The sequence below is a fragment of the Desulfobacula sp. genome (assembly GCF_021107415.1).
On sequence record NZ_JAIOSW010000446.1, the window covers coordinates 1 to 17,171 of the forward strand.

Consider the following 17,171-nt stretch of genomic DNA (forward strand, 5'->3'; position numbering starts at 1 on the left):
GGAATGATCGGTTTCCTGCAGCAGGGCTGTGGCCTTTTTCATATCTGCTGCGTCAATAGGTATAGTGTTTGCCGGCACCATTTGGCCTGGTATGCTGATAAGCAGAATATATATAAACAATTTAATATATTTCATTGGTTTTCTCCTTTGTTTAGACATGGGTGAGTGAATTGACAACATTCTGCCTGGCAGCACGCCTTGCCGGAACAATGGCACTGATCAGGGCTAAAAGGGTCATAAAAATGATCAATTGGGCGATACTTATTGGCAAAAAGTCCACATTCAGTGAAACCGGTGTGGAGTTACCCGGTGGTATGTAAGAGGGTTGTGCATAGTTGATCGCTGCCCAGACCAGGGTATGAATGCCAAGTCCGAAAAGACACCCCGTTAACCCTAAAAGCCCTCCTTCGGCGGCAAATAGAAAGCTGACTCCTCTTCTTTTTAATCCAAGTGCTCGAAGGGTGCCGATTTCCCTTGTCCGTTCTATAACCGCCATGCCCATGGTATTGGTGGTACTCATGATGACAATGATAAATACAATGATAAAGATGAATAAAAAGATCATATCCATCATATTCCGGACGTTTTTATAAAACACGGATAATTGCTTCCAGGTTTTGATTTCAATTTCAATACCGGATGAAGCAAGCATGTCTGTCAATTGCTGTTTCACAAGATTGGTATGATTCCAATGGTCCAGCAGAATAACGATACTATCAGCCTTTTGGGTGTCATAAAAAGACTGGGCAAAGGAGAATGGCACTTTTATAAATTTATCGTTTGTATCTGCAACACCGGTATTATAGGTTCCGGCAATATTGATATCCAGAGCATTCATCTGACCCTCAAGGCTTGTGCCCATGACCACCCCGTCACCTCCTGGTGCAAGTTCAAGATGTTCGGCAAGAGCACTTGCCATTTCAACACCAAACTCGTTTTTTGCATTTAACGGGTTTCCCGTGATAGGTTGAAACTCGTAAAACCTACCTTTAACGGCTCTTTCATGTTCGGGCATAACACCTGTTGCAATAAAGATCGTAGAGTTCTTGCCGTTAGACACAAGGCCTGATATGGAAAGCCTTGGACTTGCCAGGATAACATGGTCGTTTTTAAGAGCAAGCCGTGTGATTTTTTCAATATCTTTACCCGGGATCATATAAGCTTCGGGATCAGATTTTCCATGGGCTTCCCACCCTTTTGCATAAATGGTCAGATGCCCGATCCCGGACCCGTGGATAGCCGATCCTCTCAGACCTTCATAGATACTGTGTATATATCCCTGGAAAAGGGCAATGGCTGCAAATCCAAATCCTATTGCCATCAAGGTGACTATGGTTCTTTGTCTGCTTTTAATAATATTTCTGAATGCGATTTTAATCCATTGTATAAATTGATTCATTTTTTATTCTCCTTTGATTGTCTCAATTAAACCATACGGCCGTCTTCAAGTTGTATAAGCCTGTTCATCCGGTCCAGCAGTCTTTGGTCATGGGTGGAAAACAAAAAGGTGGCCTGATCTTTTTTGTTCAGTTTTTGCATGATTTCGATAATGTTAATTGAGGTGACAAGGTCAAGATTTGCTGTGGGTTCATCTGCTATGACTACATCAGGGTCAGTAACCAGAGCTCTTGCAATGGCAACCCGCTGTCTTTGCCCGCCTGACATTTTATCAGGCCTGTTGTTGGCCAGATGCTCAAGCCCGACTTCTTTTAACCGGTCCATCGCTTTTTTTCTGGCAACGCCTGTTTTAACATTCCTGATCTGCAGGGGCAGCATGACATTTTCAACAGCGCTGAGGACGGGAATCAGATTGAAGTTTTGAAAAATAAATCCGATCCGATTGTTACGGTAATCTGATTTTTGATTGTCTGACATTTTAGATACATCTTCACCGTTAAGAAGAATTGTCCCGGAACTGGGTTCATCAATGGTTCCGATCAAGTTCAGCAAAGTTGTTTTTCCTGATCCGGACGGTCCCCAGACAGCAGTAAATTCACCTTTATCAAAACTTAAGTTGATATCTTTCAAGGCACAAAGCTCTGTCTGGCCAAGTTTATATTTTTTGTTGACGGATTGAAGCTCTATTAATTTCATATTTCCCCCGGATTAAATTGTTTTTAAAAGCCTGTCTTTGAAAAAGATTATAAATAGGAAAAGAGAAAACAGACAAACCCTTTGAGACGAGTTGACATAAAAAGGGTATGAATTGAATTTTATTAGGATAAATAAAAAAGTGCAGGCAACTGTTTATTTATAATCCAGGGCATGGAATGTTTTTTGCATAATTTAATATTCAGGATATCTGTTTGATCAACCCTTTTCTTCTTTGGAGGGTAAAATGGGCCTTGATAAAAAAACAATAAAAACACATCAAAATCTTGGAAGAAAGGTCCATAAACCTGCAAGTGAATTGGACAAAGCAGCTAAAAGCCGTACAATGCAAACTCAAAGGAATCAATTAGAAGAAAAGATCAGACGGGTCAATAGAAAGGATTGGGAAAGAACAGTTGATGCTATTGACGATTGGATTGCAATGATCGATCTTGATTCAATAATCCTCAGATCTAACCGTACAGTGGAAAAATATTTTCAGATAAGAGTACAAAAGTCCATTGGGATGAAATGCTGCCAACTGCTTCATGGTACGGATACGTTTATAGATGAATGCCCTATGCCTAAAATGCTGAAAACAAAAAAAAGGGAAAGCGCTGAAGTTGAAATTGAGGACGGATGCTGGATGCTGATAACTGTTGATCCCATATTCGATGACAATGGAGAAATGGTCAATGCGGTACATATAGTACGTGATATTACCGACATGGTATTAATCAGGCGGGAAAGACAGATACTTGTCAGGGATCTTAAAAAAGCCCTGATTCAGATCAATACGTTAAGCGGCCTTCTTCCGATTTGTTCACATTGCAAAAAAATCAGGGATGATAAAGGGTATTGGAACCTGATAGAATCGTATATTGAAACTCATTCTGCTGCAAAATTCAGCCATGGCATGTGTCCTGAATGTTCAGACCGGCTTTATGGCAAAGAGGACTGGTACATTGATATGAAAAGAAATAAGAAAAATAAAAATAAATAAAAAGATTATGATCAGCTCGATGTTGATATGAAATCCGTAATATAGATGTTTTCCTTTATTTCACGTCCAATGGTTGAAACAGGTGTGTCACCATAATCATGCCCGGGATAAAGTATGGTATCCGGTGACAGAGGAATAATTCTCTTTTCAATGGAGTGGATCAGGGTATCAAGATTACCACCAGGCAGGTCTGTCCGGCCTGCATTCCCCACAAAAAGGGTGTCCCCGGAAAAAAGACTATTGTTTATATATAGACAGACAGATCCGGGTGTATGCCCCGGGGTATGAATAACTTTTATTTTAAGAGTGCCAACTTGAAGAATATCATTGTGGTGAAGGTCTATGTCAATGGTATAGGCAGCTCTGGTTCCTGAATCCTGCAATGAGGATAATTCCTGAAAAAATAATTTATCGTCAATATGCATACAGATGGGAATGTTGTAATGACTGGATAGAGAGACATTCGAGAATACGTGATCACGGTGTCCATGTGTGTTGATAATATATTTTGGGTTAATTTTTTTTTCATCAATGGCTTGAATAATTCTTTCGTCTTCGCCACCCGGATCAATAATGATGCCTTCTAATGTTTCAGGACAGGCTATGATATAGGTATTGACCTCGAATGGTCCGACATTCAGACACAGTATGAAAAATTGTTTGTTTTGCATGGTATTCTTACTTTAAATCAAATAGTTTTGGTTGGCAATAATTCAAAAATTTAAATAAAATCCAATCTGCCAGTGAAATATCATGTTGGTTGGTGAAATATCCCCATGCTTATAAATAACATCTGGGTTGAAGATCGTTTGTTCCACGAGAAAACCCTTGCGGGAAGGGCATTCTGATTCTTTATTTAAAAAAATGAATTCTTTGCATGGTTCTTGCTATTTATAGATTTAAAAAGATAAATTTAAAAAAATATATTTAAAAATAAAAATAGAGATAGAGTGTACGACAATGGAGGCAAAGACCATGAAAAAAATAATTAACCCAATCAAATATACTCAAAGACTCATTTTTTTCTCCCTGTTTTTTATCATCACGCTCACTTCGATGTCTTTTGCGCAGGATTCTGAAAATATAGCTGGTCAGGATTTAGTCATTTCGGCCAATATTTTATTTGTTGCGGCCAATGTTAATTCTGAACGAATGTCAATTTCTTATAATGGCCTCTCAATCGGCAGCGGATACCTCTTTCAATCTGACAAGCATTTATATGGGTTTGAATCTTCAGAGCCATCTGAAGCGGATTTTAAGGAATTTGATGAAGATGACTATCCATTTAAACTTGGTAGAAAACTAAAACAGATGACCCATTATTTTTTAAGATTTTTTAATGTTGATGATTTTTCAAATAATGATTCTGATTCAAAGTTCTTACTGAAAAGTAAAGTGGATACAGACCAAATGAATCCTAACAAGATGAATCTCAATGATTTTGAATTTAATTTATCTTTAAATATTGGTTATGATGATGATGCTATCCTGAAAATGAATGCAATAAAACTGGAATCCTATTGGCTGCACACTTATGTTAATGCAGTTTACCATTATGAAAAAAATGAGTTTGAGCTTGGTTTGAGCTGTGCCTATATAAACGATTGTTTTTTAGATGGAATGAAGTTGGAATTCCAGGCAAACCCCATCGCTGGTACAGGGGCAATTTTGTTGACAATGAATTTATAGCCATCCAACCTTAAAGATCCTTCAGGTCCCTACCTTCCCAATATTTTCTGTAAAATATCCTTTCAAAAATAAATTGTGAAAAAATAAATTGTGAAAAAATAAAAAAAAGTGTTGCAATTTTTCATCATCTATGGAAAAAAGAAAACAAGTTAAACTGAATGGATAATTGAAAGGCTCGTATGACTGAGAATAAAATAGATGTATTAATGAGGAGAATCCTTGATGCGACGGGTATCAGTTCCCAGTCAGAGCTTGCAAAGGAGCTTGAAATTAACCGATCCGGAATAACTCATGCAAGAAACAACAATAAGATCCCGGACAAATGGATTGTCAAGCTATATCGGAAATTTGGTTTTAATCCCCAATGGATTGAAACCGGTATTGGAAACGTTTTTATTCATACCCAATCAGCCAATGACATCGAATTTAAATATATCCCAAAAGTGGCAGCACGGCTGTCTGCAGGCACCGGGTCTTTTGACTGTGAAGAAAATATAACGGATTACCTCTCTTTTCCAACAAAGTGGCTGTCAGGGAAGGGATCTGCCAACAGCATGGTTGCCATGGAAGTTTTCGGACAGAGTATGGAGCCGATGATTAAAGAGGGCGATACCGTTTTGATTGATCAATCTCAAAACAATATACTTGCCGGGGCCATATATGCGGTGGGCGTGGAAGATACGATTTTGATAAAAAGGTTGGAAAAACATCCCAATAAACTGGTACTTTGCAGCGATAACAGAGACTATGAACCCATCTATCTTTTGAAAGAAGAGATGGAAAAAGTAAGAATTATCGGTAAGGTCATCTGGAGCTGTCGGGAATACAGATAGATTTTTTTTGAGCATTGTGTTTAGTTTTTTCAACAAGTAGTGGAATATATAAAACAGGGAGTATAAAAAATGCAACTATCCAAAAAAACAATATATGAAAAAAGTTTTATCGGGCTTACCGGAACAGCCTGGATTGCAGGCCTGCTTATTGCCGGCAGTGACAGCCAGTATATGCCTTGGCTGAATGGAATCGGATTGCTCTTATTCTTTGGTGCAAGTATCTTACTGGGAAAACTTCTTAACCCATTGCATTCAAATCCCGGCATTAAATGTGCCGATAGCATTTCTATAGTTAGTGCCCGATCGAAAACCGCCCATTTTTCCAATTACTGCGATGGACTCAATTAATCTTATAAAATCGGGTTAATCCTCGAAAAAATATCAATACGCAGAAAATAATTTTTGGTTTTTTCTTGTCATTAGGATAAAAAACAAATAATCAAGTGAGAAATAATTTAATGTTTTTTAACCGACAGGGATTTCTCGTGGAGAAAGGTTTAAAAATTAAAAAAATTGATCATCTTAATCTTGTTCTGATGACCATCAGAGATGTTGGAAGGTTATTGATCACTGAAAATAATCGGGAAAAATTAATTAAAGGTATTTGTGATATCCTGGTTGAAAAAAGAGGATACTATAATGCCTGGATCGGGTTGTTCGGAAATGATAAAATCATCAATTTGATTGCAGATTCCGGGATCGAATCCCCGTTTGAAAACATTAAAAAGAATATTAAAAAACAACTATTTGCCCGGTGCGTTGAGCAGACACTCTTTTCAGAAAAAGTTTTTGTGGTCAACGATCCTGTAAAGGAATGTACCCAGTGTGTTCTCTCAAAAAATTATTCCAATAGAAGCGCTCTGGCCGTTCGATTGGAATATGAAAATAAAAACTATGGTTTTATGGTTGTGTCCATACCCAAAGAGCTTGCTTCGGATAACAATGAAAAGAATATTGTAAAAGAAATTTCAGATGACATAGCTTTTGGTTTGTATCGTCTTGATCTGGAAGAGAGAAGAAAATTTACAGAACAAGACCTTGAACAAAGCAGGATTCGATTTAAAACCTTGATAGAGAACTCATTAAATAGTATTTCTATCATACAAAACCATCAGATTGTATATGAGACTCCAGGTATTAGAAAAATTCATGGTTTAATGAGTAAGGTGTTTGAACCTCCTGAGTTTTTAGATGTGTATTTGGAAGATCGAGCCCGGATAAAACAATTATATACCCAATTGCTGTCTAATAAAATCAGGCATATTGAGACTGATTTCAGATATTGCCCTTTTGGGAAAGATAAGGCAGACCAGGAAATCCGGTGGGCACTTCTCAGTGCGACCAAAATAGATTACCTGGGGGTTGAATCGATATTAACCAATATCATGGATATCACAGATTCAAAAGAAGTGGAGAATTTTTTAAGAATACAGGATAAAATGACCTCCCTTGGGAGGGTAACCGCTGGTATTGCCCATGAAATACGGAATCCCTTATCCGGAATATACATTTACTTAAAGGCCTTAAAAAAAATCTATAATCAAATGGGAGATATTACTAAAGTCGTATCAATTATTGATAAAATAGAACTTGCCTCATATAAGATTGAATCGATTATTAAGCGGGTAATGGATTTTTCAAAACCGAGCCAGCCCCAATTTATTATGACCAATTTGAATGATTATATTGATGAAGTAACAAAGCTGACATCGGTTACATTAAGGAAAAGTGGGATTCAGTTTGAAAAATATCTAAATCCGAATATTTCGAAATGCTTTGCAGAGCCTCATTTAATAGAGCAGGTTATATTAAACTTGATAACCAATGCAGCCGAAGCTATGAAGGAATTTCAGGGTGAAAAATTAATTATTCTGAAAACGTTTAAAAATGACAATCATATTGTTATCAGTGTCAGGGACACGGGTCCTGGTATTCCATTAGCAAGACAAACAAAAATATTCGATCCTTTTTACACGACCAAATTCAATAGTTCCGGTATTGGATTAAGTATTTGTCATCGTATTATTTTAGACCACGGAGGATCGTTAAAGTGTCATACACCGGAAAACGGAGGGGCCAAGTTCATCATTGAGCTGCCTTTGAAAAGTAAAGAGGTGTAATCAGGTTATTATGATCAAGTATTCCATTGCCATTGTCGACGATGAAGAGATCATCAGGGATGCGCTTGATATAACACTTTCCAATGAATTTGATGTAATCCTTTTTGAAAATGCGGAATCATTTTTAGCTTCTATCGAGAATAGAACTCCTGATCTGGTTTTAATGGATATTGGCCTTCCCATGATGAGCGGTATAGAGGCTCTTGGAATCGTAAAAGAAAAAACCAATGATATACCCGTCATTATGATCACTGCCTATGAAGATATCAACATGGTGATCCAATCTATGAAAATAGGCGCATTTGATTTTATTTTAAAACCCATTAATCCGGATATCCTGGAGCTTACCATTAAAAAAGCGATTTCATCAATTGTACTTATTAAAGAGGTAAAGATTTTACAGGAAAAGTTTCTTCAGGAAAACGAACCTTGTTTTATCGGAGAAAGCAAAAATATTGAAAATGTAATGGATTTCGTTAATTTAGTAGCAAAAAGTTCTGATACGCCGATTATGATTCTAGGAGAGACCGGCACAGGAAAAGAGCTTATTGCAAAGGCTATTCATGCCAGAAGCCCTGTTTTTCAAGGACCATTTATTCCCGTCAATTGTTCGGCATTTCCAGAAGATCTGATTGAATCCGAGCTGTTCGGGTATGAAGCCGGTGCATTTACCGGTGCAAATAAACAGGGAAAGAAAGGTTTTATAGAAGAGGCCGATGGCGGTACGCTTTTTTTTGATGAAGTTGCGGATTTGAGCCTGGCAGGTCAGGCAAAGCTTTTGCGTTTTTTAGAGAGTGGTGAATTTTATAAGGTTGGCGGAACAAAAAAATATCATGTTCAGACCCGGGTTGTTTCTGCAACCAATAAAAAGATTGAAGAGCTTGTTAAAAAGGAAAAATTCAGAAAAGACTTATATTTCAGGCTGTGTGTGGTCAAGGCTGAAATCCCATCCTTAAATGAGAGAAAAGAGGATATCATGCCCCTTGCCAAACACTTTCTGTATGAATTTAATCAGAAGTTTTCAAAAACATTAACAGGATTTTCAAGAGAGGCTGAAGTACATCTCTTATCATATGAGTTTATCGGCAATGCCAGGGAACTAAAAAATATGATCGAACGGGCGGTACTCATTGCAAAAACCGACAGGGTTGAACTGGACGGGTTAAAGGGCTCATCAAGTTCGCTGGGTGATAAAAGCAAGTCTCCACCTAAGCAAGATCAGGGTCTTAGTCCTAAAGGGATTAACCTTGCCAAATTGCTTGAAAGTACGGAAAAAAAATTTATGGAACAAGCCCTGGCACTCTCAAAAGGCAATGAAAGTAAAGCCGCAAGATTATTAAATATGAATCACCACACCTTTAGATACCGGTGGAAAAAGATATCTAAGAAATAATTTTTTACATACCAGTGATTCCAATGGGTTGTTTCACTACAGTTAAAAGCATTTTTAACTGAGAGCGGGCCGTTACGGAATGGGGCACATTTGCTGGCATGACTACTACCTGTCCTCTGGTTGCTTTTATTTTCTTTCCGTCAATGTTAATAAGGGCTTCACCATCCAGAACCTGAATCATTGCATCGCCCGGGGAAGTGTGGGCACTGATTTCTTCATCCTGATCAAAAGCAAACAGGGTGATGTTGACGTGGGATTTGCTCGAAAGGGTTCTACTGACAACCCTTCCTTCTTCATAATCAACAAGATTAACAATATCTACAGGTGTGGAAAAAGGGATATTTTTAATTAACTGGGTCGCTTTATCTGTCATAATCCGGTCCTTTCAAAAGTTAAGGCTTAAATGTTTTGTGCTTATTTTCGTTGAATATAATCATGATTCGGCAATCTTGCAAAGATTTCCATAATCATTTTTTTGTTGGCAGCTACTTTATAAAAGATTTGGAATTAACCCTTTGGATGATAGGGGCAGGTGTGGTCACCAGCCTTCCATTGCTGTGGTTTGCAGCAGCTGTGAAAAGACTTAACTTGTCCACCATTGGAATTTTGCAATATCTGGCCCCTTCCATTGCTTTTATACTGGGTGTGTTTGTCTATAAGGAAGCATTCACCCATCACAACCTGATCACTTTTGGATGCATCTGGGTGGGCGTAATTTTATATGTCTGGGAGTCCATGCTGAAGAATCAAAGGCCATGATCAATAGAATTCCAGATATAATAGGATTTGTAAATTGATTAATAATAACCCACTGTTTGTCAGATTTGATTTTGTCAAACGCCTTATTTGATATCTGATATAAATGCATCTACAATCTCTTCTTTAGTCGCCCAGGAAGTGACTATTCTGATTGCTGAATTATGATCACTAATTTTATTCCAGACATAAAATTTATATTTTTTGCTTAATTTTTCGATTAATTTGTCTGGTAAAATAGGGAAAATCTGGTTTGAAACAGGTTCTGTTAAAAATTCATAATTAAATTTTTCAATTCTTTTAGATATTTTTGCAGCCATTGAATTTGCATGTCTCCCCAATTCAAAAAATAAATCATCCTTAAAAAGCTCTAAAAATTGAATTCCCAGTATTCTCCCTTTAGCAAGCAGCGCTCCTTTTTGTTTCAAATGGAATCTAAAATTTTCTTTCAGCTGTTTATTATTTATGACTATTGCTTCTCCAAGCAGTGCACCATTTTTTGTTCCGCCAATGTAAAAAATATCAAGATATTTTGATAATTCAGGTAGAGTAAGGTCATTTTGTTCCGATGTTAAAGCGGAACCAAGGCGAGCCCCATCAAGATATAAAAATAGATTATTCTGTTTGCAAAAAGAGGATAATTCTTTTAATTCTTTTTTACGATAAATATTGCCGGTTTCTGTTGAATTTGAAATAAAAACTAATTTTGGTTTTACCATATGTTCATCTTCGTGCAAATTAATGACTGATTCTATATTTTGAGGGTTTAATTTCCCATTTCTTGTCTCAATAATGTTTACTTTATGACCAGTTGCTTCTATAGCACCCGCTTCGTGAACTGCTATATGTCCATTGGTAGTGGCAATTACAGATTCATAGGGTTTCAAAATTGATGCGATAACGATTAAATTTGCTTGTGTCCCGCCAGACACAAAATGTATATCTGCATTAGGATTTTTAATTCTTTGACGAATAATTTCTATAGCTTCAATGCAATAATTATCCTGGCCGTATCCTTCTTCCTGCATAAAATTTGTTTTACCAAGGGCTTCTAAGATTCTTGGGTGAGCCCCTTCACAGTAGTCGTTTTTAAAATTATATTGAGTCATAGCTTAGGTTTACTATTTAGAATTATAAAATTACTTATTCCCAAACTGTAAGGAAGCTGCATTTTGTTGCCCTGCGTTTATATTCTGGTTATGGTTGGCACGCATTACAAAATGAAATTTATACTCAAGATTCTAATTTTTATCAACTATTTTTCAAAATCTGATAGAATGTGATCTATATATTATAAAAAATAATGTGGACAATTCGGTAGTGACACCGGTGGTGGGTCATATAGTTGAATAAAAAACTCAAAACGGGAAAAGTCCTATATACCATATGTTGGGGTGTCCAAATTTTATCTGGACTGAGTCTTTAAAATACCAGTAACCGCTCCATAATACGGACTCATTCTGAACGATTATAGACATAAGGCACGCCCTCACGTGTGCCTATATTTTGTGCTAACTTGCTATAAAAAAACGCCTGATTCCCACTAATTTGGAGCGTAAAAGGACCACTGTTGAGAGAATTACTACCCCTGAAGTTGTCTGATCAACTGCTCACACATCCGTAAATTTTCGGGGTCAATCCCAGGCTTCTGCCTGCCCAGTTCCAGGCTTTTTTTAGCGGACAGCAGTGCCTTCGTTCTTTGGCCTGCCTTCGCCAACTCGGTCGCTTTCACAAAATACAAACTGTCTTCCCGCGGAAAGGTCCTTATAAGCGAATCCAGCAAGCCAATCCCTTCTTGAATCTGTCCGATCTGGCACAGAAGCTGGGCCTTCATAGTTGAACTCTTGAAGCCTGTATTGTTATGTTTCATTCCTATGTCACAGAATTTCAGGGCGCTTTTAACATCCCCCCGAGAAACATGCAGACGTATCAGGTTTTCTATGGCGAAGGCATTATTCTTTTCCAATTTGAGAAGCGTGGTAAGCGGACCGATTGCGTCATCTGCCTGATCCGTTGCGATAAGAGCCACAGCCAAGTTCTGAAACCGACCCGCTTTAGGCTCCCCAATCTTCACCAGGGAGTTAAAAACCTTCGCCGCCAACACCAACTTTTGTTCACGAAGCAGTTCCTCAGCCATGGCCTCGCATTTCAATACCAGGGTCATTTTTTCAGGAAACAGTTCCAGCGCCCGAACAGCGGCCTCAACTGCCTCCGAGTGATTGCCCGTCTCGAAATAAGCGCCTATCAGATTCAGATACGCCCCTGAATTCAGAGGGTCGGCCTCGGTTGCTCTTGTAAACGCATTCCAGGCGCGCTTGTACTCGTCGACCTTTTTGTACGCCAGCCCCAAGTTGTTCCAAGCGACTGAATAATCCTCATATATCGACACAGCTTTCTCGAGGTGCTTTATCGCCTGATCCCAATTCTCACTCTGGTAATAAATAAGCCCTAATTCATTGTAAATACCGGGATCAGTCGGATCTTCTTTCTGAAGCTCCCGTAGCAATGCTGTGCTTTCCTTGAACTTCCCATTTTCCCTGCACACCATGGCTCTTGCGTAACGACCCCGATAAGCCTCATCTGACGATGTCCGTGGCACAGGCATCAACGCTAAGTTATGATTTTTAACGACTTTTAGGATGTCCGAACGAAATGCATCAAAGGTTTGATACCTTTTCGCGGGATTCTTTTGCATACATTTTTTCACTATATGGTTCAGCGGCGTCTGCTGAATTTTTACTTCTGCGTTCCGATGTAACTCGGAGTATGTCCTGAATAGATCCCGTGCCCCAGGTGGTATTATGTATGGGTATTTACCACAAGAAACCAATTCATACAGGATGACTCCGAAGGCATATATATCTACGCGATGATCGATTGGTTGGTCCAGGCTGAACTGTTCAGGGGCCATATAAGGCAATGTTCCGCCGCGGTGGCCTTCTTCCCCGACCATTGATGCCATTCCAAAATCGGTGACCTTCAAAACCCCATTTTGATCGATCAGCAGGTTCTCTGGCTTGATATCACGGTGAGACTGCAGGCCCGACTTCAAGGCAAACTCCATTGCATCACAAAACTGCTTCGCCCAGGAAACCGCGATCCCGATGCTGATATGCTGGAATGAAATGGCATCGCGCAGCGACGCAAAATCGGTTCGTGGTCCGACAATAAACTCCGAACCTACAAACAGACGAAAATCAAGTTCACCGGTAAACCGGACTTTCACAATATTCGGGTGGTATTCCAAGGATGCCCATACATTCACTTCCTGGCGAAGCGCTTCCGTCGCCTCCGCCGAATAGTCACCTTGGAATGTTTTTAGCGCCAGGGGCAGTGGTTCCTTCTCGTGTATGACCTTGTAAACGATGCCCATCCCTGACTTACCTTCACCTCCAAAAATTGCCTCCACCAGATACTTGTTGTCAATTTTGTCACCGATTTTGTAGGTATCTTTTCGGCCAAACGCACCCAAGCCTCCGCCTTTGGGCTTGGACTTTACTTTCTCTTCACGTCCAAATATGCGATCAAATAGCGACATGAAGCCCCCTTTTTATTTGAGGTGTTTGAAAAATAAAAGCCACCACTATCATATCCTAAATAGCAAGGGATATTGACAGTTCATTTTTCAATACCTTTCATTCGTTATATCTTTCTTAATTTTTGCGTGGCCTTTTTAGTCAACTTAGCACCTTTTTCAATGCTATCCCAGGATTATCTATTCCTTTTGTTATAATCATCCCCCGAAAAAATGGCGACTGGTTAAGCTATTTCCAATTTTCCATGATATGCCATTTTTACAAAAAAAAGAGAGGAATAATGGTATCATTAGGGACGAGTCAAATCAAATAAATTACCGAGCGCTTCTTTCACCAGTCAGAGCTTTTTGAATATTTCCAAAATACCACATCTGGTATAGACAAATTTTTCATCCCCAGATTTAAAAATAAATTATATGGAAATAAAAAAAATCAAATTGAACATGGCTCCATTAAAGCATATTGGAGACCAACTTGATTTTTATTCAAACCGGAAAAATAAATTTCTGAAATCTGTCAAAATAATTTTTGTATATTATAAAGAACACTGTGGGAAATTGTCTCAAATGAAACTTGTCAAAAAATAAAGTTGACTTTTAACCCGCTCTTCTCGTTGACGTCCCCTAAGTTCCGTTTCGCCTGCAGGGAGCACCACGCTCTTCGAAGGTCTTATTATTTGTAAATCTCCAGCCGCAGATCACAGGTAAACTCGGTGAACACTGTTCCAGGCGGGCACTGTTTCCGGTAGAGTGCTGCGGCCTCCAGGGGCCAATTGAGGAAATTGAAGAGTAGGTTGTCGGGCCCCCTATTGATGTATGCCATGAGAAGGTGCTTACCCCTGGGTTGAGAGAACGCGAAGTTATGAGTCTTTTTGTCCATGGGTAACACCAATCTGCCCGGGAGCGCATACCAACCTGTCGACTTGAACCAGAGATGCCCCTTCTCTGCTGCGGGCGGGTTGCTCAATAGAAGTTTAGCGCCGCGACGATCGATGGGTTTCACTTTTCCGTCCGCCCTTTGGTGCTTGGCAATCCAGGTACCTAAATCCTCCTTCCGTTCAAAGGCGGTCACGCGCAGGATGAAGTGGATACGCCGTGACCAGTGATCGATGGTGAGCTTGTCGGCCTCCGATTTGAACGCCAAAGGTTTGCCGTCTTTCAGCTTCTCCATGGCCCCGTCGTACTTCTGACCTTTTCCTTTCGCACCCAGGAGTTTCACGGGGTTGTAGCGCATGGAACGGCGTGAGACGAGACGCTTGAGTCGCCACGTGATGGAGGGTTCAGAAACGCCAATCAACTCGAAGGTATACCCACTGTGATCGCGTCCGGATTGGACGATGTATTGCTCAACCGCTTTGATTATCCGTTTGGGCAAGGTGTGACTTGCCGGTAGTATCCGATCGGGATCGGGAGAGGTATGGACAGGATTATTTATGAACTGTTTAAGCAGACGGCCTTCTCCTGTGCGCACCACCTTGCGCTCTGTGCTGAAGGCATTCGATTCGACCGGGAGCGAGAAACGACTCCTGTATTGATGTTTCCCCATGAAGTCGCGTGACAGGAGAACGCCCAAGTTGACGCGCCCTCGGTATAAGACGGTGTGGTAATCGCACATGATTCCCTCCCCTATTAAACTGATAAGAATTCCTTTTTCAAGGGCGGAATAAGAGAAAATTTAAGTTGTGCGCCGTAACTAAATAATTATACCGCTCTGTGCATCTTATAAATTTTAATGATCCGGCCAGATTTACTGAAGATCTGGACTAAAAATTAATTATCAATTTTTTTAAAGACTGTAAAGATATTTTAAAAATAAACTTTGGTGGAAATATAATTGATACAGATAAAACTACTGAAATGTTCTTTATTGAAGATACATCTTACTGTACGTTGAAAACCAGGAAAATAATTTTTAGGATTCTGCTAAAATGTGATCAATATCATCTATGGTAGTAGGGAGGGATGCCTTATGATGCAGTTTTTACCTTAGATTGATTTATCCAGTCAGATACAAATCTCGCTATTTTTTTCCAGCCTGGTTCACCTATTAGCTAATGAGCATGATTTTTAAATTCTTTATATGTTGAAACCGTTTTATTTTTATTGGCAACTTTTCGACACACAGTAGCAGGAGTGATTCTGTCTTCAGCTCCGGAAACGACCAAAACTGGACAGGTAACCTTTGATTCATCAACTCTTGATGCTCCCTTTGAGTCAAATAACCAAAATCCAATTTCAGCGGCTGCCCGCCCGGACTCGAATGCGAATCTTTCATAAGCGGCTTTTTGATCTACCTCCGAGAGTAAATGCATCATAGAATATACGGCCGTATTGAAAGATATGCGGCTTGGATTTCGCCAAAATCCCCACTTTGTGAGAACGCTCCAGAAGCTTTTGATGACTGAAAATTTTAATGCATTTATTCCGCTTGGAGATGCTGGGGTCAACATCATGATATCGGAGGGTTGGGATATAACACTGATAGCCTTTTCCCTACTATGGATAGTGGTGCAAGACAAATAATTTTTTAGAATAGTAAATTATTAAAACTGGCTGACAGTTAAGTAAAATCTTGTTTTTTTAATAACTAATTATTAATATATTTTTTTGTATAAAACAATTTAAGCAAAAATGCCGACAAGTCCCTTCAAGGAGTGCCGTGTACTCTTGCTTTAAATATTGGAAAGAAAATAAAAGGAAAAAATGGATATTCAATCAATAGCTTCTCACTGTAAAAAGGCTGCAATTTTTATGTCAGCACTTTCAAGTGATATAAAAAATACTGCACTGCAAAATATTATCAAGGCATTGGAAGATAATATGCATCTTATCATTGAAGCCAACAAAAAGGATCTTGAACAAGCCCGAAAAGATAATCTTGAAGCACCTTTGATCAAGCGGTTGAAATTTGATCACACCAAAATATCAGAAGCCTGTGAAGGGATTGCAAGTCTTATCAAATTGGAAGACCCGGTAGGGAAAACATTGAGAGCCACACAATTGGATAAAGGACTTACGCTTTTTAAGGTGAGCAGACCCATTGGTGTGATCGGGGTGATTTTTGAATCCCGTCCCGATGCCCTGGTGCAGATTGCTGCTCTTTGCCTGAAAAGCGGCAATTCGGTATTGCTTAAAGGTGGCAGTGAAGCTTCGGCCACCAATCAAATTTTGGCAGCCATTATTTCCAGGGCCGGTGTTGAGTCAGGATTACCGGATGGCTGGTTGGGACTGCTTGAAACACGCAGTGAGGTGGACCAGATGTTAAAGCTCGAAAATTCAGTTGATCTGATTATTCCAAGAGGCAGTAATGAATTTGTGCGCTATATCATGGATAATACGGTCATTCCGGTACTGGGCCATGCAGACGGGATCTGCCATCTTTATATTGACCGGTTTGCCGATCCAGAGATGGCCATTGATCTGTCCATAGACAGTAAATGTCAATATGTGGCGGTTTGTAATGCCATAGAAACCATCCTGGTTCATGAATCTCTGGCTCGGGACATACTTCCTGGTTTGAAAAGCAAATTGGAAGAACGGGGGGTAAAAATTTATGGGTGTGAAAATACGGGTGGGATTATTGATGTTGAAGCAGCTTCAGAAGCGGACTGGAAAACCGAATACCTTGATTTGATTGTTTCTATTAAAGTCGTTCCTTCTCTGGAAGAGGCGGTTGCCCATATTAATCAATACGGATCAGGCCACACAGATGTGATTGTTACAGGAGATAAAAAAAGAGCCCTTTATTTTA

16 protein-coding genes are annotated in these 17,171 nt (G+C 39.4%); 8 read left to right on the forward strand and 8 right to left on the reverse strand.

Annotated elements, in window-relative coordinates; all coding sequences use genetic code 11:
• Positions 1-151: 151 nt before the first annotated feature.
• Both K8S13_RS22365 and K8S13_RS22370 read right to left on the reverse strand, forming a co-directional pair.
• The gene (locus K8S13_RS22365) at positions 152-1,399 is read right to left on the reverse strand and encodes an FtsX-like permease family protein (RefSeq protein ID WP_291465941.1); all 1,248 of its coding nucleotides are present in this window, start codon (positions 1,397-1,399) and stop codon (positions 152-154) included.
• A 26-nt stretch (positions 1,400-1,425) separates the two neighbouring features.
• On the reverse strand, positions 1,426-2,094 hold the full coding sequence (locus K8S13_RS22370; RefSeq protein WP_291465942.1) for an ABC transporter ATP-binding protein: 669 nt from the start codon (positions 2,092-2,094) through the stop codon (positions 1,426-1,428).
• 244 nt (positions 2,095-2,338) lie between these two features.
• On the opposite strand from K8S13_RS22370, the gene K8S13_RS22375 reads away from it, so the two are divergent.
• Positions 2,339-3,094, forward strand: a complete 756-nt coding sequence (locus K8S13_RS22375; RefSeq protein ID WP_291465943.1) for a PAS domain-containing protein — start codon at positions 2,339-2,341, stop codon at positions 3,092-3,094.
• 11 nt (positions 3,095-3,105) lie between these two features.
• On the opposite strand, the gene K8S13_RS22380 is transcribed toward K8S13_RS22375, so the two are convergent.
• Entirely contained in the window at positions 3,106-3,765 is a 660-nt protein-coding gene (locus K8S13_RS22380) for an MBL fold metallo-hydrolase (RefSeq protein WP_291465944.1), read from the reverse strand.
• 304 nt (positions 3,766-4,069) lie between these two features.
• On the opposite strand from K8S13_RS22380, the gene K8S13_RS22385 reads away from it, so the two are divergent.
• From K8S13_RS22385 to K8S13_RS22405, 5 genes are all read left to right on the forward strand, one after another.
• The gene (locus K8S13_RS22385) at positions 4,070-4,783 is read left to right on the forward strand and encodes a hypothetical protein (RefSeq protein WP_291465945.1); all 714 of its coding nucleotides are present in this window, start codon (positions 4,070-4,072) and stop codon (positions 4,781-4,783) included.
• 179 nt (positions 4,784-4,962) lie between these two features.
• Positions 4,963-5,616: a S24 family peptidase gene (locus K8S13_RS22390; protein WP_291465946.1), complete on the forward strand. Its 654-nt coding sequence runs from the start codon at positions 4,963-4,965 to the stop codon at positions 5,614-5,616.
• Positions 5,617-5,685: 69 nt separating this feature from the next.
• Positions 5,686-5,964: a hypothetical protein gene (locus K8S13_RS22395; RefSeq protein ID WP_291465947.1), complete on the forward strand. Its 279-nt coding sequence runs from the start codon at positions 5,686-5,688 to the stop codon at positions 5,962-5,964.
• Between the two features lie 110 nt (positions 5,965-6,074).
• Entirely contained in the window at positions 6,075-7,736 is a 1,662-nt protein-coding gene (locus K8S13_RS22400; RefSeq protein ID WP_291465948.1) for an ATP-binding protein, read from the forward strand.
• A gap of 10 nt (positions 7,737-7,746) precedes the next feature.
• A complete protein-coding gene (locus K8S13_RS22405) occupies positions 7,747-9,129 on the forward strand; it encodes a sigma-54 dependent transcriptional regulator (protein ID WP_291465949.1) in 1,383 nt (460 codons plus the stop codon).
• A 4-nt stretch (positions 9,130-9,133) separates the two neighbouring features.
• Here the strand turns inward: K8S13_RS22405 and K8S13_RS22410 are convergent, their stop codons facing one another.
• On the reverse strand, positions 9,134-9,502 hold the full coding sequence (locus K8S13_RS22410) for a cupin domain-containing protein (RefSeq protein WP_291465950.1): 369 nt from the start codon (positions 9,500-9,502) through the stop codon (positions 9,134-9,136).
• Positions 9,503-9,648: 146 nt separating this feature from the next.
• Between K8S13_RS22410 and K8S13_RS22415 the strand changes: the two genes are divergently transcribed.
• Positions 9,649-9,888 carry an EamA family transporter gene (locus tag K8S13_RS22415; protein WP_291465951.1) on the forward strand — a complete coding sequence of 80 codons (240 nt, stop codon included), beginning with the start codon at positions 9,649-9,651 and terminating at the stop codon, positions 9,886-9,888.
• Positions 9,889-9,971: 83 nt separating this feature from the next.
• Here the strand turns inward: K8S13_RS22415 and K8S13_RS22420 are convergent, their stop codons facing one another.
• The 4 genes from K8S13_RS22420 to K8S13_RS22435 all read right to left on the reverse strand — a co-directional run bounded on the left by K8S13_RS22420 (position 9,972) and on the right by K8S13_RS22435 (position 15,735).
• Positions 9,972-10,994, reverse strand: coding sequence for an aminotransferase class V-fold PLP-dependent enzyme (locus K8S13_RS22420; protein ID WP_291465952.1), 1,023 nt, complete (start codon positions 10,992-10,994; stop codon positions 9,972-9,974).
• A 473-nt stretch (positions 10,995-11,467) separates the two neighbouring features.
• Positions 11,468-13,423 carry a serine/threonine-protein kinase gene (locus K8S13_RS22425; RefSeq protein ID WP_291465953.1) on the reverse strand — a complete coding sequence of 652 codons (1,956 nt, stop codon included), beginning with the start codon at positions 13,421-13,423 and terminating at the stop codon, positions 11,468-11,470.
• A 670-nt stretch (positions 13,424-14,093) separates the two neighbouring features.
• Positions 14,094-15,035, reverse strand: coding sequence for a hypothetical protein (locus tag K8S13_RS22430; RefSeq protein WP_291465954.1), 942 nt, complete (start codon positions 15,033-15,035; stop codon positions 14,094-14,096).
• A gap of 436 nt (positions 15,036-15,471) precedes the next feature.
• Positions 15,472-15,735, reverse strand: a complete 264-nt coding sequence (locus K8S13_RS22435) for an alpha/beta hydrolase (protein WP_291465955.1) — start codon at positions 15,733-15,735, stop codon at positions 15,472-15,474.
• A gap of 388 nt (positions 15,736-16,123) precedes the next feature.
• Here K8S13_RS22435 and K8S13_RS22440 point away from each other — a divergent pair.
• The coding region (locus K8S13_RS22440) for a glutamate-5-semialdehyde dehydrogenase (protein WP_291465956.1) at positions 16,124-17,171 on the forward strand (1,048 nt) is incomplete at its 3' end.